The organism is Arthrobacter sp. 10T419 (assembly GCF_056394105.1).
Window position 1 is genome coordinate 223,150 of the sequence record NZ_JBFTHF010000005.1, and the last position, 17,092, is coordinate 240,241.

A 17,092-nucleotide genomic window follows, 5' to 3' on the forward strand; every position below is an offset into this window, starting at 1 on the left:
GCGCTGGTTACAGCCTCACTTTGACAGTTTCCCATGCCCGCCGGACGGCGTCATGCTCCGCCGACTCGGCACCGTACAGCTCCTTCGCGGATGCCGCGGTGGCCTTCGCGAAAGCCCCGAAGGTCGCGGCCGCGGGCAGGGAGCCTCCGGTCAGGGTGTCGTACCAGATGCGTCCGGGAGTCTCCCACGCATTACCGCCCAAGGCCGTCGCGACCAGGTAGAAGGCCCGGTTGGGGATGCCCGAGTTCAGGTGCACTCCGCCGTTGTCCGCGCTGGTGTGGACATAGGAGTCCATCGAGTCCGGTTGCGGATCCTTGCCCAGCACATCGTCGTCGTAGGCGGTGCCCGGGGCCTTCATGGAGCGCAGCGCCGTTCCCTGCACCTGGTCGGTGAAGAGGCCTTCGCCGATCAGCCAGCTCGCCTCGGTTGCGGACTGCTGCTTCACGTACTGCTCCACGAGGGCGCCGAAGACGTCCGAGAGCGATTCGTTGAGGGCTCCCGCCTGGTTCCGGTAGGCGAGCCCGGCGGTGTACTGGGTGACGCCGTGCGCCAGCTCGTGGCCGATCACGCTCAGGGAGGCCGTGAAGCGGTTGAAGACCTGGCCGTCGCCGTCGCCGAAGACCATCTGCTTGCCGTCCCAGAACGCGTTGTCGTAGCGCTGGCCGAAGTGCACCGTGGCATCCAGCGGCAGGCCGTTGCCGTCAATCGAGTTGCGGCCGAATGCCTCGGCGTAGAGCCGGTGCGTGTGGCCCAGGCCGTCATATGCCTCGTCCGCCGCCGGGTCGCCGGTGACGGGTTCGCCTTCCTTGCGCACCAGAACACCGGGCAGGTTCTCCGAGGCTTTCGCGTCGTATACGGTCCGCTGCGGCGGCCCGGGCGTGAGCTGCCGCAGTCCCGGGGGTGCCGCGGGCACCGGCGCCGCGCGGGATGCCTGGAAGCTCTTGACGTGCTGCAGGGCTTCTTTGGCGGCACGGGCTGCGATCAGCAGCCGTGGTTCATGATGCTGCGCTGCCAGCCGGCGCAACAGGTAGGGAGGGATGATGGAGCAGTACATGTGAGACCCCTTTGCTTCTGCCGATGCGAACAGCCTACGAGGGGCCACCGACATTTGGCAGGGCCGGACGCGGCGATCTTCCCCTCCGGGGTCCGCTGGATGGTCCGCGTCCGGCTGCCCGTTGGATACGGTAGGCCAATGGCGCAAACGGAGAAGAAAAAGAAACCCGGCTCGACCCTGCTGACGGTCATCATCGCCTTCGTGGCCAATATCCTTGTGGCTGCGGCGAAGTCGGTGGCCGCCGTCCTCACCGGATCGGCCTCCATGACCGCCGAGGCGGCCCACTCCTGGGCGGATACCGGAAACCAGGTGTTCCTGTTCTTCGCGGAACGGCGCTCGGCCAGGCCGCGGGACAAGAGCCACCCCATGGGTTACGGACGGGAAGCCTACGTCTGGTCGATGTTTGCGGCGTTCGGGCTGTTCACTGCGGGTGCCGTGGTGTCCATCATGCACGGCATCCAGCAGATCATTGCGCCGGAGCCGGCAGCCGACTTCGCAGTGGCCTACGTGGTCCTGGCCGTCGCTTTCGTCTTCGAGGGAATCTCCTTCATCCAGGCGTTCCGGCAGACCCGGAAGGCGGCGCACGAACTGGAACGGCACACCCTCGAGCAGGTCCTGATCAGCTCCGATCCCACCCTGCGGGCCGTCTTCGCGGAGGACGCCGCAGCACTCGTCGGCCTGGTCGTGGCCTTTGCCGGCGTGTTCTTGCACCAGGTCACGGGCTCGCCGCTGCCGGACGCGATCGGTTCGATCATCGTCGGTGTGCTGCTGGCCGTCGTCGCCGTCGTGCTGATCGACCGCAACCGTCGTTTCCTGGTGGGCCAGGGCGTTACCCCGGACATCGAACAGTCCATGGCCCGCCGGGTGCTGGAGCACCGGGACATCGCCCGGCTCACGTACCTGCACCTGGAATTTGTCGGCCCGCGCCGGCTCTACCTGGTCGCGGCCGTGGACCTGCAGGGCGACCACCCGGAACACGAAGTGGCGGTGGCGCTGCGCCGGATAGAGCGCGAACTGGAGGACCACGAAACGGTGGAGGAAGCCGTGCTCACCTTGTCCACTCCGGACGAAGCCGCCCTGGACTTCGACGCCGGACAAAGCCGAGCCGGCGCCTGACCCGCGGCTAAAGCCGGACCAACTGCCCTTGTCCTGCGCGGGGCCGGCGGATACTGTGACCTCGACCGCCGGCAGCGCCGCCGGCGTTCCACCGCCGATCAGGAGGATGCCTTGAAGTTTGATCCGAACACCACCGCCCTTGTGCTCATCGAGTACCAGAACGACTTCACCTCCGACGGCGGCGGGCTGCATGACGCCGTCCGGCCGGTCATGGAAAAGACGGACATGCTCGCCAACACGGCCCGGGCTGTAGAGGCAGCCCGCACGGCCGGCGTCATTGTCATGCATGCTCCCATCACGTTTGCCGAGGGCTATAACGAACTCGGCAAGCATCCGTACGGGATCCTCAAGGGGGTCGTGGACGGCGGCGTCTTCGTGAAGGGAACCTGGGGCGCGGCCATCATCGACGAGTTGGCGCCGGCAGAGGGCGACATCGTGATTGAAGGCAAGCGGGGCCTGGACACCTTTGCCAGCACCAACCTGGACTTCATCCTGCGCAGCAAGGGCATCACCACCATCGCCCTGGGCGGTTTCCTGACTAACTGCTGCGTCGAATCAACCATGCGCAGCGGCTACGAGAACGGGTACCAGGTCGTGACGCTGAGCGACTGCGTCGCTGCAACATCCGTTGAGGAACACGACAACGCGATCGCGTACGACTACCCGATGTTCTCCACCCCGATGACGGCCGAGGAATTTTCCAGCGGGCTGTCCTGAGCTTTGCCGATGAACGCAAAAACCCCGCCGTTTCGCTGAAACGGCGGGGTTTTGTCTGTGCCCTCGATTGGAATCGAACCAACGACCTTCTGCTCCGGAGGCAGACGCTCTATCCCCTGAGCTACGAGGGCAATCAGGGATCCTGCCGTTACCGGCTGGACGTCCTAGAGCTTAGCAGGAAGGTGGGCTCCAATGGAAAATCGCCGGGCCGGGAAAGCCGGCAACCTGCCCGGGAACCCGGCAGGCCAAGATGACGGCCGCAAAATTCCGCGGGACAGCGGGCCACCGGTAGGCTGGAACTGTGACCCCAGAAGAACTCTCCCTCGCCATATCCGCCTGCCTGAAGGACGCCGTCACCGCCGGTGAAATCGCCCTTGCCGCCGCCGACATTCCGGACTCGGTGCGCGTGGAGCGGCCCAAGAACAGGGACCACGGCGACTGGGCCACCAACATCGCCCTTCAGCTGGCAAAGCCGGCCGGCACCAACCCGCGCCAGCTCGCCGGGCTGCTGAGCGCCCGGCTGGCGTCAATCGAGGGAGTCTCCGCCGTCGACATCGCCGGACCGGGGTTCCTCAACATCACCGTCGACGCTGCCGCCGCCGGTGCCCTCGCCAAGGCCATTGTCGAGGCGGGCCCCGCGTACGGCACGAATACGGCGCTCGCGGGCCGCACGGTCAACATGGAGTTCGTCTCGGCCAACCCCACCGGCCCGCTGCACATCGGCCACACCCGCTGGGCCGCCCTGGGCGACTCGATCGCCCGTGTCCTGCGGGCCTCCGGAGCGGATGTCACCGCGGAGTACTACATCAACGACGCCGGCTCGCAGATGGACGTTTTCGCGCACTCGGTGCTGTCCCGGCTGCACGGGCGCGGCGTTCCGGAGGGCGGCTACCCGGGCGAATACATCGCCGACCTCGGCCACGAGGTCCTGACGCAGCACCCGGACATCCGCGAACTCACCGACGTCGCCGCGCTGCCGGTGATCCGCGGCGCTGCCTATAAGGCGCAGCTGCACGACATCCAGCAGACCCTCGCCGAGTTCGGCGTCGAGTTCGACGTCTTCTTCTCCGAGCAGGAGCTGCACGACGCCGGCGCCATCGCGGACGCCGTCGCCCGCCTGCGGGAACAAGGCCACGTCTACGACGACGGCGGCGCGGTCTGGCTGCGCACTACGGACTTCGGCGACGACAAGGACCGGGTGATGATCCGCGCGAACGGCGAGCCGACGTACTTCGCCGCCGACGCGGCGTACTACCTGTCCAAGAAGGACCGCGGCTTCACCGAGAAGATCTACCTGCTCGGCGCTGACCACCACGGCTACATCAACCGGCTCAAGGCGATCGCGGCCGCGGCCGGCGACGATCCCGAGGTCAACATCGAGGTGCTGATCGGCCAGCTCGTCTCCGTCAACGGCGCCAAGCTGTCCAAGCGGGCCGGCAACATCATCGAGCTCAAGGACCTGATCTCCTGGCTGGGCAAGGACGCCGTCCGATACTCCCTGGCGCGCTTCCCGGCCGATTCTCCGCTGACCCTGGACCCGGAACTGCTCAAGAAGCACAGCAACGAGAACCCGGTCTTCTACGTCCAGTACGCCCACGCCCGCTCCCGTGGCGCCGCGCGCAACGCCGTAGCCGCCGGTGTCGAGCGCCGGGTGGAGGGCGAAGACGCCTTCGACGCGTCCCTGCTGGACCATGCGACGGAAAACGAGCTGCTCTCGCACCTCGGCAGCTACCCCTCGATCGTGGCCAAGGCGGCCGAGCTGCGCGAACCGCACCGCGTCGCCCGCCACCTCGAAGTCATCGCCGGGGCCTACCACCGCTGGTACGACGCCTGCCGTATCGCGCCGCTAGGCGAGGAAGCCATCACCGATTTGAACCGCACCCGGCTGTGGCTCAACGATGCCACCAGCCAGGTGCTCGCCAACGGACTGGAACTGCTGGGCGTCTCGGCGCCGGAACGGATGTGAACGCCATGACCGCGAACCAGAACAACAGCGTTTCAGCTTCCCCGCTGGCCCCGGACTGGCTGGCCGTCCCGGAGAACCTCAACGCCTTGCACAAGCCGATGTGGGCCGCCGGTGTTGAGCGCAACGAGGGTGGCGAACTGGCCATTGACGGCGTCACCGTCAGCGAACTCCAGCGGCAGTTCGGCACGCCGCTGTTCGTGATGAGCGAGACTGACTTCCGGGCCCGCGCCCGGGCTTTCCAGGATGCCTTCAACGAGGCCTTCGCGGACATCTGCGGGGGAGTGGACGTCTACTATGCCGGCAAGTCGTTCCTGTGCACCGCCGTCGTCCGCTGGGTCGAGGAGGAAGGGCTCCGGCTGGACACCGCCTCCGGCGGTGAGCTCGCCGTGGCGGCCCGCGCCGGCATCCCCGGCGCCGCCGTCGCGCTGCACGGCAACAACAAGTCCGACGGCGAGATCCACCGCGCCCTCGACATGAAGCTGGGCCGGATCGTCATCGACAGCCTCGCCGAACTGGAACGGGTCGCGGCGATCGCGGCGAACCGCGGCGAAACGGCGAAAGTCATGCTGCGGCTGACGCCGGGCGTGCACGCGCACACCCACGAATTCATCGCCACCGCGCATGAAGACCAGAAGTTCGGACTCTCGATGGCCGGGGACTCGACCGACCAGGCCGGGCTGTCCGCCGCGGAGGAAGCAGTTGCGGCCGCCGCCGGGCATGACAGCATCGAACTGCTGGGCCTGCACTGCCACATCGGCTCGCAGATCTTCGAACCGGACGGCTTCGCCCTGGCCGCGGAAAAGTTGCTCGGCTTCCTCGCCGCGATGCAGTCCAAGTATTCGATCGTGCTGCCGGAGCTGGACCTGGGCGGCGGCTACGGCATCGCCTACACCCCGGTGGACACGCCGCGGCCGCCGGCGGAAATCGCCCGGGCGATGGCCGCCGTCGTCCGCACCAAGGTGGCCGAGCTCGGCATCGCCGCACCGCGGATCTCGATCGAGCCCGGACGGGCGATCGTGGGCACCAGCACCTTCACGCTCTACGAGGTGGGCACCCTGAAGACCGTCCGGGTGGATGCGCCGGAAAACGGCGCAGAAAACGTTACGTACCCGCGCCGCTATGTGTCGGTGGACGGCGGCATGAGCGACAACGCCCGCCCGGTGCTCTACGACGCGGATTATTCGGCGGTTCTGGCGTCCCGCAGCTCCGACGCGGCCCCGCAGCTGTCCCGAGTGGTGGGCAAACATTGCGAGAGCGGCGACATAGTTGTTAGAGATGTATATCTGCCCGAGGACGTGGCAGCCGGTGATCTGCTCGCTGTACCGGGGACCGGCGCCTACTGCTGGGCCCTGTCAAGCAACTACAACTATCTGGCCCGGCCGGGCGTTGTCGCGGTACGCGATGGATCAGTCCGGCTCATTGTCCGCGGCGAAACCGAACAAGATCTGCTGAACCGCGACATGGGAGTCTGAATGACGGAATTGCGAACCCTGAAAGTGGCCCTGCTGGGCTGTGGCAACGTCGGGGCTCAGGTTGCGCGGATTCTCATTGACGACGCCGACACGCTGGCGTCCCGCGCCGGGGCCCGCCTCGAACTGAGCGGCATCGCCGTGCGCAACCTCGACGCCCGGCGCGACGTCGAACTGCCCCACCAGCTCTTCACCACCGACGCCGACGCGCTGGTCAAGGACGCCGACCTGGTAATCGAACTGATGGGCGGGATCGAGCCGGCACGGAGCCTGATCCTTACCGCGATCCGGCACGGCGCGTCCGTCGTGACCGGCAACAAGGCCCTGCTCGCCCAGGATGGCCCGACCCTCTACGAGGAGGCGGACAAGGCCGGCGTTCAGCTCTCCTACGAGGCCGCCGTCGCCGGGGCCATCCCGATCCTGCGCCCGATCCGGGACAGCCTCTCCGGTGACCGGATCACCCGGGTGCTGGGCATCGTCAACGGCACCACCAACTTCATTCTGGACCAGATGGACACCACGGGCGCGCAGTTCGCCGACGCCCTCGCCGAGGCCCAGCGGCTGGGGTACGCCGAAGCGGACCCCACCGCCGACGTCGAGGGCCTTGACGCCGCCTCGAAGGCCGCGATCCTCGCCTCGCTCTCCTTCCACACGCGGTTCGCGCTCGAGGACGTCTACTGCGAGGGCATCAGCTCCGTCACGGCCGCGGACATCGCCGCGGCAAAGGACGCCGGCTTCGTGATCAAGCTGCTGGCGATAGCAGAGAAGCTCACCGATCCCGAGGGCAAGGAGGGCGTGTCCGTCCGGGTCCACCCCACGCTGCTGCCGCGCGAGCACCCGCTGGCGGCCGTGCACGGCGCGTTCAACGCCGTCTTCATCGAGGCGGAGAACGCCGGCGAGCTGATGTTCTACGGCCAGGGCGCCGGCGGCACCCCGACGGCGTCGGCCGTGCTGGGAGACCTCGTCTCGGCGGCCCGCCGGATCGTCCTGGGCGGTCCGGGACGCACCGAAACCACCACCGGCCACGTCCCCGCGCTGCCGATCGACGCGGCCATCACCAGCTACTACATCGGCCTCGACGTGGCGGACCAGCCCGGTGTCCTGGCCCGGATCGCGCAGCTCTTCGCCGAACACGGCGTGTCCATCGAAATCATGCGTCAGACCATCCACCGCGACTCGGCCTCCAAATCGGAGTCGGCGGAGCTGCGGATCGTCACGCACCGTGCGAGCGAAGCCGCACTGGCAGCAACCGTCGAGGCCGTCAAGGGCCTGGACGTCATCAATTCCGTCACATCCGTACTGCGGGTAGAAGGGGTCTAAGTGGCTCACCAATGGCGCGGAGTCATCCGCGAATACGCCGAACGCCTGCCCGTCACCGAGGCCACCAAGGTCATCACCCTGGGTGAGGGCGGCACCCCGCTGGTGCACGCGCAGAAGCTCTCCGAGCTCACCGGCTGCACCGTCTACCTCAAGGTCGAGGGCATGAACCCGACCGGATCCTTCAAGGACCGCGGTATGACCATGGCCATGACGGCGGCGGTCGCCTCCGGTGCCAAGGCCGTGGTCTGCGCCTCCACCGGCAACACCTCCGCCTCGGCCGCGGCCTACGCGACGTCGGCCGGACTGCAGTGCGCCGTGCTGGTGCCCGAGGGCAAGATCTCGATGGGCAAGCTCAGCCAGGCGATCGCGCACGGCGCCACCCTGCTGCAGGTGGACGGCAACTTTGACGACTGCCTGGACATCGCCCGCAAGCTGGGGGAGTCCTACCCCGTGTTCCTGGTCAACTCGGTCAACCCGGCCCGGATCGAGGGCCAGAAAACCGGCGCCTTCGAGGTCGTCGACGCGCTCGGCGACGCCCCGGACATCCACGTGCTCCCGGTCGGCAACGCCGGCAACATCAGCGCCTACTGGAAGGGCTACAAGGAGTACGCAGCGCCCTACGACTCCGCCACCGCCGGCACCCTAACCGCAGTCGCCACGAAGACGCCGGTGATGTGGGGCTTCCAGGCCGCCGGCGCCGCCCCGTTCGTCGCCGGCCACCCCATCACGGAGCCGGACACCATCGCCACCGCCATCCGGATCGGCAACCCCGCGTCCTGGGACACCGCCGTCGCCGCCCGGGACGAATCCGGCGGTGTGATCGAGGCCGTCACCGACGAGGAAATCCTCTCCGCGCACCGCTGGCTCTCCGCCCGCGAGGGCGTGTTCGTCGAACCCGGCTCCGCCGCCGGCGTCGCCGGCCTGATCAAGAAGCACGCCGCGGGCGAGGTTCCGGAGGGCAAGACCATCGTCATCACGGTCACCGGCCACGGCCTCAAGGACCCGCAGTGGGCCTTGCGCACCGAGGACGGCAGCGACGTGCAGCCGGTCAAGGTCGCCAACGACGTCGTCACGGTGGCCGCCGAACTGGGACTGGAAGAAAAATAGCATTGGAAACCACCCTCACCGTCCCGGCCGAATCTCCCGCCGACATTCCGGCAGTTCCGGCCGGGCAAGTAGTCACCGTCCGGGTCCCGGCCACCAGCGCCAATCTCGGCCCGGGCTACGACAGCCTGGGCCTGGCCCTGTCGCTGCACGACACGCTGACGGTGGAGACCCTCGAGAGCGGCGAGCTTGAATTCGAGCTCAGCGGCGAGGGCGCGGATACCCTGCCCCGCGATGCGAGCCATCTGGTGGCCAAGGCCCTCACGGAAGCGCTGCACCTGCTGGGCTTCCGCCACGAGGGGTTGCGGATCACCGCGGACAACGTCAACCCGCACGGCCGCGGCCTCGGATCCTCGGCCGCTGCCGTGGTTGCCGCCGCCAGCGCCGCGAACGCCCTCGTCCCGGCGGCATCGCGGCGCAGCAAGGATTGGATCCTGCAATTCACCAGCCGGCTGGAGGGCCATCCGGACAACGTCGCACCCGCCATTTTCGGCGGACTGGCGCTGTCCTGGCAGGACAGTGACCAGTACAGCAGCACCTGCGCGACGGTCGACGCCGGCATTGTCCCGGTCGTCGCGGTGCCGGACTTCGAGCTCTCCACCGAGGCCGCCCGGGCGTTGCTTCCGGCCTCCGTGGGGCACCACGCCGCCGCGATGAACTCGGGCCGCGCCGCCCTCCTGATCCACGCGCTGACGCAGAAGCCTGAATTCCTGCTGCCCGGCACCGAGGACTACCTGCACCAGAGCTACCGGGCGCAGGCCATGCGGCCCAGCGCGGAGCTGATCGCTGCGCTGCGGCGCGCCGGCCATGCCGCCGTCGTCTCCGGCGCGGGACCCACCGTGCTGGTCCTGGCCGCGGGGGAAGAGGAAGCGGCCGACGTCGTCGAGTTCATCGGAGCTTTCACCGCGGACAACACGCCGGAGGTCGCCTGGCGTGTGATGAAGCTGGCTGTAGACACTGAGGGTGCTAAAGTGGAAGTGCACCGGCGGTAATCACGCAAGCTTTTTATAAGACCGCGATGTTGGCCAAGTTGCCCTCTCTCATCTTTCACTGCGCAATATTTTCCGGTGCCACCTGCTTTCGGTCTGACGCAGGAAGCTGCAGAATTCCTCTGTACCCCTGAAGTGTCAGCCGGCCGTTCCTCAATTTCGGGGCGTGTCTTGGTGTAGCAGTAACCGGCCCTGCCGGCCGAAATCCAACCGGCAAGGCCGAAATCCCGGCTGCAGATCTGAACTGCAGCCCAGATCAAATCACCGCGTCCAGCTCCTAGCCTGGACGCCGTCGAGGGGGAAGGATCCTTCGTGACCGAAACCACTGAGCTGTCTTCAGCTGTGGAAACATCATCTTCTGCTGCCGCAACGGCAGCACCCGCCAAGAGCAGCGGCCTCGCCGGCCTGAAGCTCGCCCAGCTCCAGGCCCTGGCCAGCCAGCTGGGGATCTCCGGCGGCTCCCGGATGCGCAAGGGTGATCTGGTGACCGCCATTTCCGCCCACCGTGCCGGTACCCCGGTCAGCAAGGCACCCGAACGCGCCGCCGAAAAGGCGAGCGACAACGGCTCTGTTGCCCACGCCTCGGCCCCGGCCGTGGCTCCCGCAACTGACGGAGCCGAGGCTCCGGCCCAGGAAAACCCGCGGGCCCGGACCCGGGGCCGCAGCCGCCGCGCAGGCAGCGACGGCGTCATCACCACCCCTGCTGCTGAGGCACCCGCCGCCGCGGTAGAGGCGCAGTCCGCCGCTGCCCCGGCGCAGGCACCGTCCGCCCCGGCAGAGCAGGGCACTGAAGGCAGCGACCGCACCCGCCAGCCGCGGACCCGCAACCGCCGCCGCGGCGAGGCAGCAGCCCAGGCCACCGGCCAGGGCGAAGCCCAGCCGGCAGCAGCCGTGGAAGCCCCGGCCGAGCAGGCCTCGGTCGAACAGCGCCAGGAACGCCAGGCCGAACAGGGCAGCGACGACGGCCAGCGCCGCGACAACACCCGCGGCCGTGGCAACCGTGAGGACAACACCCGCGACAACACGTCCGGCACCCGCGAAAACACCCGCGACAACGACGATTCCGACGGCGGCAGCCGCCGCAACCGCCGTAACCGTCGTGACCGCAACGATCGCAACGACCGCTCCGGCGGCCAGGACAACCGCGACAACAACCCGCGCAACGACCGTTTCCGCGACCGCAACGAACGCCGCCGCGGCCGTTCCCAGGGACCCGACGTCGACGACGTCGAGGTCACCGAGGACGACGTCCTGCTGCCCGTCGCCGGCATCCTGGACGTGCTGGAGAACTACGCGTTCATCCGCACCTCCGGCTACTTGCCGGGTCCGAACGACGTCTACGTCTCGCTCGCCCAGGTCAAGAAGTACAACCTGCGCAAGGGCGACGCCGTCGTCGGCGCCATCCGCGCCCCGCGTGAAGGCGAAGACCGCAGCAACCAGCAGTCGGCCCGCCAGAAGTTCAACGCGCTGGTCCGCGTCACCTCGGTCAACGGCAAGACCCCCGAGGAACTCAAGGACCGCGTCGAATTCGCCAAGCTCGTCCCGCTGTACCCCTCCGAGCGCCTGCGCCTCGAGACGGACCCCAAGAAGATCGGCCCCCGCGTCATCGACCTGGTCGCCCCGATCGGCAAGGGCCAGCGTGGCCTGATCGTCTCGCCGCCGAAGGCCGGCAAGACGCTCATCCTGCAGTCCATCGCCAACGCCATCACCACCAACAATCCTGAGGTCCACCTCATGATGGTGCTCGTTGACGAACGCCCCGAAGAAGTCACCGACATGCAGCGCACGGTCAAGGGTGAGGTCATTGCCTCCACCTTCGACCGCCCCGCCGATGACCACACGACCGTGGCCGAACTTTCCATCGAGCGTGCCAAGCGCCTCGTGGAAATGGGCATGGACGTTGTGGTCCTGCTGGACTCTATGACCCGACTGGGCCGCGCCTACAACCTGGCCGCGCCCGCCTCCGGCCGCATCCTGTCCGGCGGTGTCGACTCCGCCGCGCTGTACCCGCCGAAGCGTTTCTTCGGTGCAGCCCGCAACATCGAAAACGGCGGCTCGCTCACCATCCTGGCCACCGCGCTCGTCGAGACCGGGTCCAAGATGGACGAGGTCATCTTCGAAGAGTTCAAGGGCACGGGCAACATGGAACTGCGCCTGTCCCGCCAGCTCGCGGACAAGCGCATCTTCCCGGCCGTGGACGTCAACGCGTCCGGTACCCGCCGCGAAGAGAACCTGCTGTCCCCCGAGGAAGTCAAGATCATGTGGAAGCTGCGCCGTGTCCTCTCCGGACTCGAAACGCAGCAGAGCCTTGAGCTGCTGACCAACAAGATCCGGGAGACCCAGAGCAACGTCGAGTTCCTCATGCAGGTGCAGAAGACGACGCTTGGTGCGAAGTCCGATAACGACAAGTAGCTGCATTAACCGCTAGATTCTGGCGGTCCCGCGCGCTAACGCCGCACGGATTTTCCGCCCCCGCCCCTCCGCCGGGTGGCGTTCGATCTACGATCGCACGCCACCCGGCTCCGGCAGGCCCGAAGCCACTCCCGGGGCGGAAAAATCCGTGCGGCTTCGTCGTTAAGTCGCCAGCCGCGGTCCAGTTTTGTTGTCGTAACTAGACTTGGTTCCAAGTCGAAAGAGGTTTTGAAATGTTTGAGTCCGTACAGGGGCTGTTGGATGAGCATGCTGCTATCCAGGCCCAGCTTGGGGATCCTGCTGTTTATGCTGACCAGAAGCTGGCCCGGAAGCTGGGGCGGCGGTCGGCGCAGTTGAACGGCATTGTGGAGGCCTACCACCGCTGGGAAAGCATCAGCGACGACCTGTCGGCCGCGAAGGAAATGGCCGGCGAGGATCCGGAGTTCGCCGCTGAGGTGCCCGAGCTTGAGGCTGCCCTGGAGACGGCCGCGGCCAAGCTGCGCCGCCTGCTCATCCCGCGCGACCCGGACGACGCCCGCAACGTGATCCTTGAGGTCAAGGGCGGCGAAGGCGGCGACGAGGCTGCCCTGTTCGCCGCGGACCTGCTGCGCATGTACAGCCGTTACGCGGAATCCCGTGGCTGGAAAACCGAGATTATCTCCGCCACCGAATCGGACCTGGGCGGCTACAAGGACGTCCAGATGGCCGTCAAGGGCAACTCCAACGATCCTGCCGAGGGCGTGTTCGCGCGGCTGAAGTTCGAAGGCGGTGTGCACCGGGTGCAGCGCGTGCCGGTGACCGAGTCGCAGGGGCGTATCCACACTTCTGCCGCCGGCGTCCTGGTTCTCCCCGAAGTGGACGAGCCCGAAGAGCTCGAAATCAACCAGAACGATCTCAAGATCGACGTCTACCGTTCCTCCGGCCCTGGCGGCCAGTCGGTCAACACCACCGACTCGGCCGTGCGCATCACCCACCTTCCCACCGGGATCGTGGTGGCGATGCAGAACGAGAAGTCCCAGCTGCAGAACCGTGAAGCCGGCATGCGCGTGCTGCGCGCCCGCATCCTGGCCCACCAGCAGGAGCAGATCGACGCCGAGAACTCGGCCCAGCGCAAGTCGCAGATCCGCACCATGGACCGCTCCGAGCGCATCCGGACCTACAACTACCCGGAAAACCGGATCGCCGACCACCGCACCGGCTACAAGGCGTACAACCTGGACCAGGTCATGAACGGCGACCTGGAGCCGGTGATCCAGTCCGCCATCGAGATGGACGAACAGGCCCGCCTCGACGCCATCGGCGACTAGTACGGATCGTCCGCCCCGATGACACCTGAGCCTGATGACTTCTGATGCTGCGCTGAGCCTCGCCGACGCCGTCCGCGAGGCCACGGCCGTGCTGGCCGCCGCCGGCGTGCCGAGCCCGAAGGTCGACGCCGAACTCCTTGCCGGCCACCTGCTTGGCGTCGGCCCGGGCCGGCTCCGCGCCATGGTCCTCGGTGACACGCCGGCGCCGGCAGGCTACGCCGAGCTGGTGGCCGAGCGGGCGCAGCGTATCCCGTTGCAGCACATCACCGGCGTGGCGCACTTCCGCTACCTCCAACTGGCCGTCGGGCCCGGCGTATTCATCCCGCGTCCGGAAACGGAATCCGTCGTTCAGCTGGTAATCGACTGGCTGGCGGCCCGGTCCGAAGACACGGAACGGCTGCACAGGCGGCCCAAGGTCGTCGACCTCGGAACCGGGTCGGGGGCGATTGCCGGCTCGATCGCGCATGAGGTTCCCGACGCCGAGGTCCACGCCGTGGAGTTCAGCGAGTTTGCGCACGCCTGGGCGGCCAAGAACCTGCTGCCGCTGGGCGTCCACCTGGTGCGCGGCGACCTGCGGGACGCGTTGCCCGAACACAACGGCAGCTTCGACGTCGTCGTGTCCAACCCGCCCTACATCCCGGCCGAAGCGGTACCCAACGAGCCCGAGGTGGCGCTGCATGACCCGCCCGAGGCGCTCTATGGCGGGGGAGCGGACGGCATGGAACTCCCGACGGCGGCGGCGGCCTCCGCGGCCCGGCTTCTCGTGCCAGGTGGCTACTTCGTCATGGAGCACGCCGAGGTCCAGGCCGGCTGGATCGCCGCGATGCTGGAACGTTCCGGACACTGGTCCGGAGTGACGACGCACCTGGACCTCAACGGACGCGAACGCGCCACCAGCGCCGTCCGCAAACCCGAGGCCGTCAGTGATGAAAGGATAGGCCAGTGACGACTAGCTACGATTGCGCGGACGCGGAGCAACGCGCCGCAGGACTTGAACACGCCCAGCGGGCCATCCGGGAACACAAGTGCGTGGTCCTCCCCACCGACACCGTGTACGGCATCGGCGCCGACGCGTTCTCGCCGCAGGCCGTGACGCTGTTGCTCGCGGCCAAAGGCCGGAGCCGGCAAATGCCGCCGCCCGTACTGATCCCCAGGCTGAACGCCCTGGACGGCCTGGCCACCGATGTGCCGGCCGAGGCCCGCCGCCTGGCCGAGGCGTTCTGGCCCGGGGGGCTGACCCTGATCCTGCACGCACAGCCCTCGCTCGACTGGGACCTTGGCGAAACCAAGGGCACAGTGGCCCTCCGCCTCCCGGACGACGACGTCGCCCAGGACCTGCTTACCCTCACCGGACCGCTGGCGGTCTCCTCCGCCAACCGCACCGGCCAGGCCGCCGCACAGAGCGCCGCCGACGCCGAGGCGCAGCTCGCGGAGTCGGTGGAGGTCTACCTCGAAGGCGGGCACCGGCCGGTCGAAGGCAACGGGGCCGAGCCGTCCACGATCATTGACGCCACGGCCCTGCCGCTGCGCGTGGTCCGCCAGGGCGCCATCAGCCTTGAGCGCCTGCGTGAAGTTGTCCCGGGCGTGCTCGGGGCCGGCGAACAGCCGGCCGCCGAAGCGGAGCCGGATGCCGAAGCGGGGCCGGCCGCCGTGCCGGCTGACGCCGCGACCGGGGAGACACCCGGCCACACTGTCCCCACCGCCTCCGACGACCCTCCGAGGAACTGACATGCAGCCCAAAGTCGCCGTCGCGGCCGTAACCTTCGACCGGCACGAGGAACTTGCCCTCCTACTCAAAGGCCTTGCCGCGCAGACTGCGCCGATCCACTCGATCGCGCTCGTGGACTCCGGCACCGTTCCGGCCACAGAGGTCGTCGCCGCCGGGGGAGCGAACATCAACTACCTGCGCTCCGAGGCAAACCTCGGCGGAGCCGGCGGCTTTGCCTACGCGATCCTGGCCGCCATGGCCAGCGGCGCCGAGTGGATCTGGATGATGGATGACGACGGCCACCCCGAGGACGGCAACTGCCTCGCCGGGCTGCTGAAGACGGCCGAGGAACACCAGCTCGACATCGTCAGCCCGCTCGTCGCCGCCACCTCAGACCCGAACCGGCTGTCCTTCAACTTCCGGATCAACGGCCTGCTGACCAATGATCGCGCCAAACTGGCGCCAATGGGCTACCTGCCGGACATGGTGCACTTCTTCAACGGGGCCCTGATCCGCACCGAGGTCTTCTACAAGATCGGCATTCCGGACGTGAAGTTCTTCATCCGCGGCGACGAGGTCGACTTCCTCTCCCGGGTGAAGAAGGCCGGCTTGAAGTACGGCACGCTGGCCACCGTTGCCGTGCAGCACCCCGCCACCTGGACCGAGATGAAGCCCGTCTTCGGCGGATTCATCACGCCCGTCATCCCGGAAGGCGAGTTCAAGCGCTACTGCTATTTCCGCAACCGGGGCTACCTGACCCGCAAGTACCGGAACCTGCGCTGGTTCGGAGCTGACATGGTCGGCTTCCCGTACTACTTCCTGAAGACCGGGGACCTGAAGGGCCTGGCGCACTGGTTCGGTGCCTATTCCACCGGTTTCCGCGGCAAGGGCTTCGGCTCTCCCGCGCAACTGATGTCCACCAACAGCTAGGCTGCCGTGGAGAACCTGTACGCCGTCGTCGTCACCTACAACCGTGCCGACTTCCTGCAGAACCTGCTCGATTCCTTCGCCCGCCTCAGCACCCCGCCGGCGCGGATCATCGTGGTGGACAATGCCAGCAGCGACCACACAGCCGAGGTCGTCTCCCGGGCCAGGGCCGCTGGCGGCCCACCGATCGAGTACGAACGGCTGCCGGAAAACGTCGGCGGCGCGGGCGGCTTCTCCCGCGGCGTCGACCTGGCGCTGGAAGCCGGTGCCGGGTGGCTCTGGCTGATGGACGACGACGTCGAGGTCCTCCCCGGAGCGGTGGAGGCGCTGGAGAAGTTCACCCCGGAGTATTCTTGCCTGATCGGCCGCCGCTACGACGCCAACGGCAAACCCTTCTTCTGGCAGCACCACTTCGTCGAGGCGCTCGGCGTCTTCCTCCCCGTCTCGCGCGACGTCTTCAAGCATTCCGAGGTCTTCCGCACCAACGTCGGAAACTTCGAAGGCATGCTGATCAAGGCCTCGGTGGCGCGGACCATCGGGCTGCCCGATCCACGCTTCTTCATCACCTGGGACGACCTAATTTACGGCTGGCTCGCCGCGCAGCAAACACCGGTGGTCTACGTCAACGCCTTCGTCATCAAGAAGGTACGCGCCCAGCGCCAGGTGGACCTGGGCCTGCGCCACCTCAATGACTCCAGTGACCTCAGCCGACGCTACGTGATGCGCAACCGCGGGCACGTCGCGCAGTACCTCCGGGCCTACGGGAAGTTCAGCCGGCTCGGTTTTGGGGCCGGCACGGCACTGACCTTCCTGAAGGAAATTGCCCGCCTGGTGCTCGTCGAGCGGACCCTGAAGGGGACCGGCGCGCTCTGGCGAGGATGGCGCGAATCGCGCGCCATCCTCGCGGACCGCAGCTGGAAACCGATGCCGCCGCTTTTGCCGGCCGGGGCCGCTGACTCAGGCAGCGGAGCCGAAAGAGATTAGTATCGTTTTAGGCTCCGCC

14 protein-coding genes and 1 tRNA gene are annotated in these 17,092 nt (G+C 67.7%); 13 read left to right on the top strand and 2 right to left on the bottom strand.

Annotated elements, in window-relative coordinates; translation table 11 throughout:
• Positions 1 to 7 precede the first annotated feature (7 nt).
• Positions 8 to 1,054, bottom strand: a complete 1,047-nt coding sequence (locus AC1DBD_RS11100) for a M4 family metallopeptidase (protein ID WP_476926304.1) — start codon at positions 1,052 to 1,054, stop codon at positions 8 to 10.
• Positions 1,055 to 1,192: 138 nt separating this feature from the next.
• Here AC1DBD_RS11100 and AC1DBD_RS11105 point away from each other — a divergent pair, with 138 nt between their 5' ends.
• Complete coding sequence (locus AC1DBD_RS11105) at positions 1,193 to 2,170, top strand: cation diffusion facilitator family transporter (RefSeq protein WP_441417339.1); 978 nt, start codon at positions 1,193 to 1,195, stop codon at positions 2,168 to 2,170.
• 111 nt (positions 2,171 to 2,281) lie between these two features.
• The gene (locus tag AC1DBD_RS11110) at positions 2,282 to 2,887 is read left to right on the top strand and encodes a cysteine hydrolase family protein (RefSeq protein ID WP_476982098.1); all 606 of its coding nucleotides are present in this window, start codon (positions 2,282 to 2,284) and stop codon (positions 2,885 to 2,887) included.
• A gap of 58 nt (positions 2,888 to 2,945) precedes the next feature.
• Here AC1DBD_RS11110 and AC1DBD_RS11115 read toward each other — a convergent pair.
• Positions 2,946 to 3,018, bottom strand: a tRNA-Arg gene (locus tag AC1DBD_RS11115).
• Between the two features lie 170 nt (positions 3,019 to 3,188).
• Between AC1DBD_RS11115 and argS the strand changes: the two genes are divergently transcribed.
• The 11 genes from argS (at position 3,189) to AC1DBD_RS11170 (ending at position 17,073) form a co-directional block, all read left to right on the top strand.
• Complete coding sequence (gene argS / locus AC1DBD_RS11120) at positions 3,189 to 4,853, top strand: arginine--tRNA ligase (protein ID WP_476926305.1); 1,665 nt, start codon at positions 3,189 to 3,191, stop codon at positions 4,851 to 4,853.
• Between the two features lie 5 nt (positions 4,854 to 4,858).
• The gene (gene lysA / locus AC1DBD_RS11125) at positions 4,859 to 6,325 is read left to right on the top strand and encodes a diaminopimelate decarboxylase (RefSeq protein ID WP_476982099.1); all 1,467 of its coding nucleotides are present in this window, start codon (positions 4,859 to 4,861) and stop codon (positions 6,323 to 6,325) included.
• The gene (locus AC1DBD_RS11130) at positions 6,326 to 7,642 is read left to right on the top strand and encodes a homoserine dehydrogenase (RefSeq protein WP_476982100.1); all 1,317 of its coding nucleotides are present in this window, start codon (positions 6,326 to 6,328) and stop codon (positions 7,640 to 7,642) included.
• A complete protein-coding gene (gene thrC, locus AC1DBD_RS11135; RefSeq protein WP_441417344.1) occupies positions 7,643 to 8,749 on the top strand; it encodes a threonine synthase in 1,107 nt (368 codons plus the stop codon).
• A 2-nt stretch (positions 8,750 to 8,751) separates the two neighbouring features.
• A complete protein-coding gene (gene thrB / locus AC1DBD_RS11140; protein ID WP_476893303.1) occupies positions 8,752 to 9,738 on the top strand; it encodes a homoserine kinase in 987 nt (328 codons plus the stop codon).
• A 309-nt stretch (positions 9,739 to 10,047) separates the two neighbouring features.
• On the top strand, positions 10,048 to 12,147 hold the full coding sequence (gene rho / locus AC1DBD_RS11145; RefSeq protein WP_476982101.1) for a transcription termination factor Rho: 2,100 nt from the start codon (positions 10,048 to 10,050) through the stop codon (positions 12,145 to 12,147).
• A gap of 233 nt (positions 12,148 to 12,380) precedes the next feature.
• Complete coding sequence (gene prfA / locus AC1DBD_RS11150; RefSeq protein WP_441417347.1) at positions 12,381 to 13,454, top strand: peptide chain release factor 1; 1,074 nt, start codon at positions 12,381 to 12,383, stop codon at positions 13,452 to 13,454.
• Positions 13,455 to 13,488: 34 nt separating this feature from the next.
• The gene (gene prmC / locus AC1DBD_RS11155; RefSeq protein ID WP_476982102.1) at positions 13,489 to 14,400 is read left to right on the top strand and encodes a peptide chain release factor N(5)-glutamine methyltransferase; all 912 of its coding nucleotides are present in this window, start codon (positions 13,489 to 13,491) and stop codon (positions 14,398 to 14,400) included.
• Entirely contained in the window at positions 14,397 to 15,182 is a 786-nt protein-coding gene (locus AC1DBD_RS11160) for an L-threonylcarbamoyladenylate synthase (protein ID WP_476908582.1), read from the top strand. Before prmC ends, AC1DBD_RS11160 begins: the two co-directional genes overlap by 4 nt.
• 1 nt (position 15,183) lies before the next feature.
• Positions 15,184 to 16,092: a glycosyltransferase gene (locus AC1DBD_RS11165; protein ID WP_476982103.1), complete on the top strand. Its 909-nt coding sequence runs from the start codon at positions 15,184 to 15,186 to the stop codon at positions 16,090 to 16,092.
• A 6-nt stretch (positions 16,093 to 16,098) separates the two neighbouring features.
• Positions 16,099 to 17,073, top strand: a complete 975-nt coding sequence (locus AC1DBD_RS11170) for a glycosyltransferase (RefSeq protein WP_476982104.1) — start codon at positions 16,099 to 16,101, stop codon at positions 17,071 to 17,073.
• The last annotated feature ends 19 nt before the right edge of the window (positions 17,074 to 17,092 follow it).

Bases quoted from the DNA above. Each gene is read 5' to 3' on its own strand.
- AC1DBD_RS11165 (WP_476982103.1), top strand. From the start codon at position 15,184: ATGCAGCCCAAAGTCGCCGTCGCGGCCGTAACCTTCGACCGGCACGAG.
- lysA (WP_476982099.1), top strand. From the start codon at position 4,859: ATGACCGCGAACCAGAACAACAGCGTTTCAGCTTCCCCGCTGGCCCCG.
- AC1DBD_RS11130 (WP_476982100.1), top strand. From the start codon at position 6,326: ATGACGGAATTGCGAACCCTGAAAGTGGCCCTGCTGGGCTGTGGCAAC.
- AC1DBD_RS11100 (WP_476926304.1), bottom strand. From the start codon at position 1,054: ATGTACTGCTCCATCATCCCTCCCTACCTGTTGCGCCGGCTGGCAGCG.
- AC1DBD_RS11105 (WP_441417339.1), top strand. From the start codon at position 1,193: ATGGCGCAAACGGAGAAGAAAAAGAAACCCGGCTCGACCCTGCTGACG.
- prmC (WP_476982102.1), top strand. From the start codon at position 13,489: ATGACTTCTGATGCTGCGCTGAGCCTCGCCGACGCCGTCCGCGAGGCC.
- prfA (WP_441417347.1), top strand. From the start codon at position 12,381: ATGTTTGAGTCCGTACAGGGGCTGTTGGATGAGCATGCTGCTATCCAG.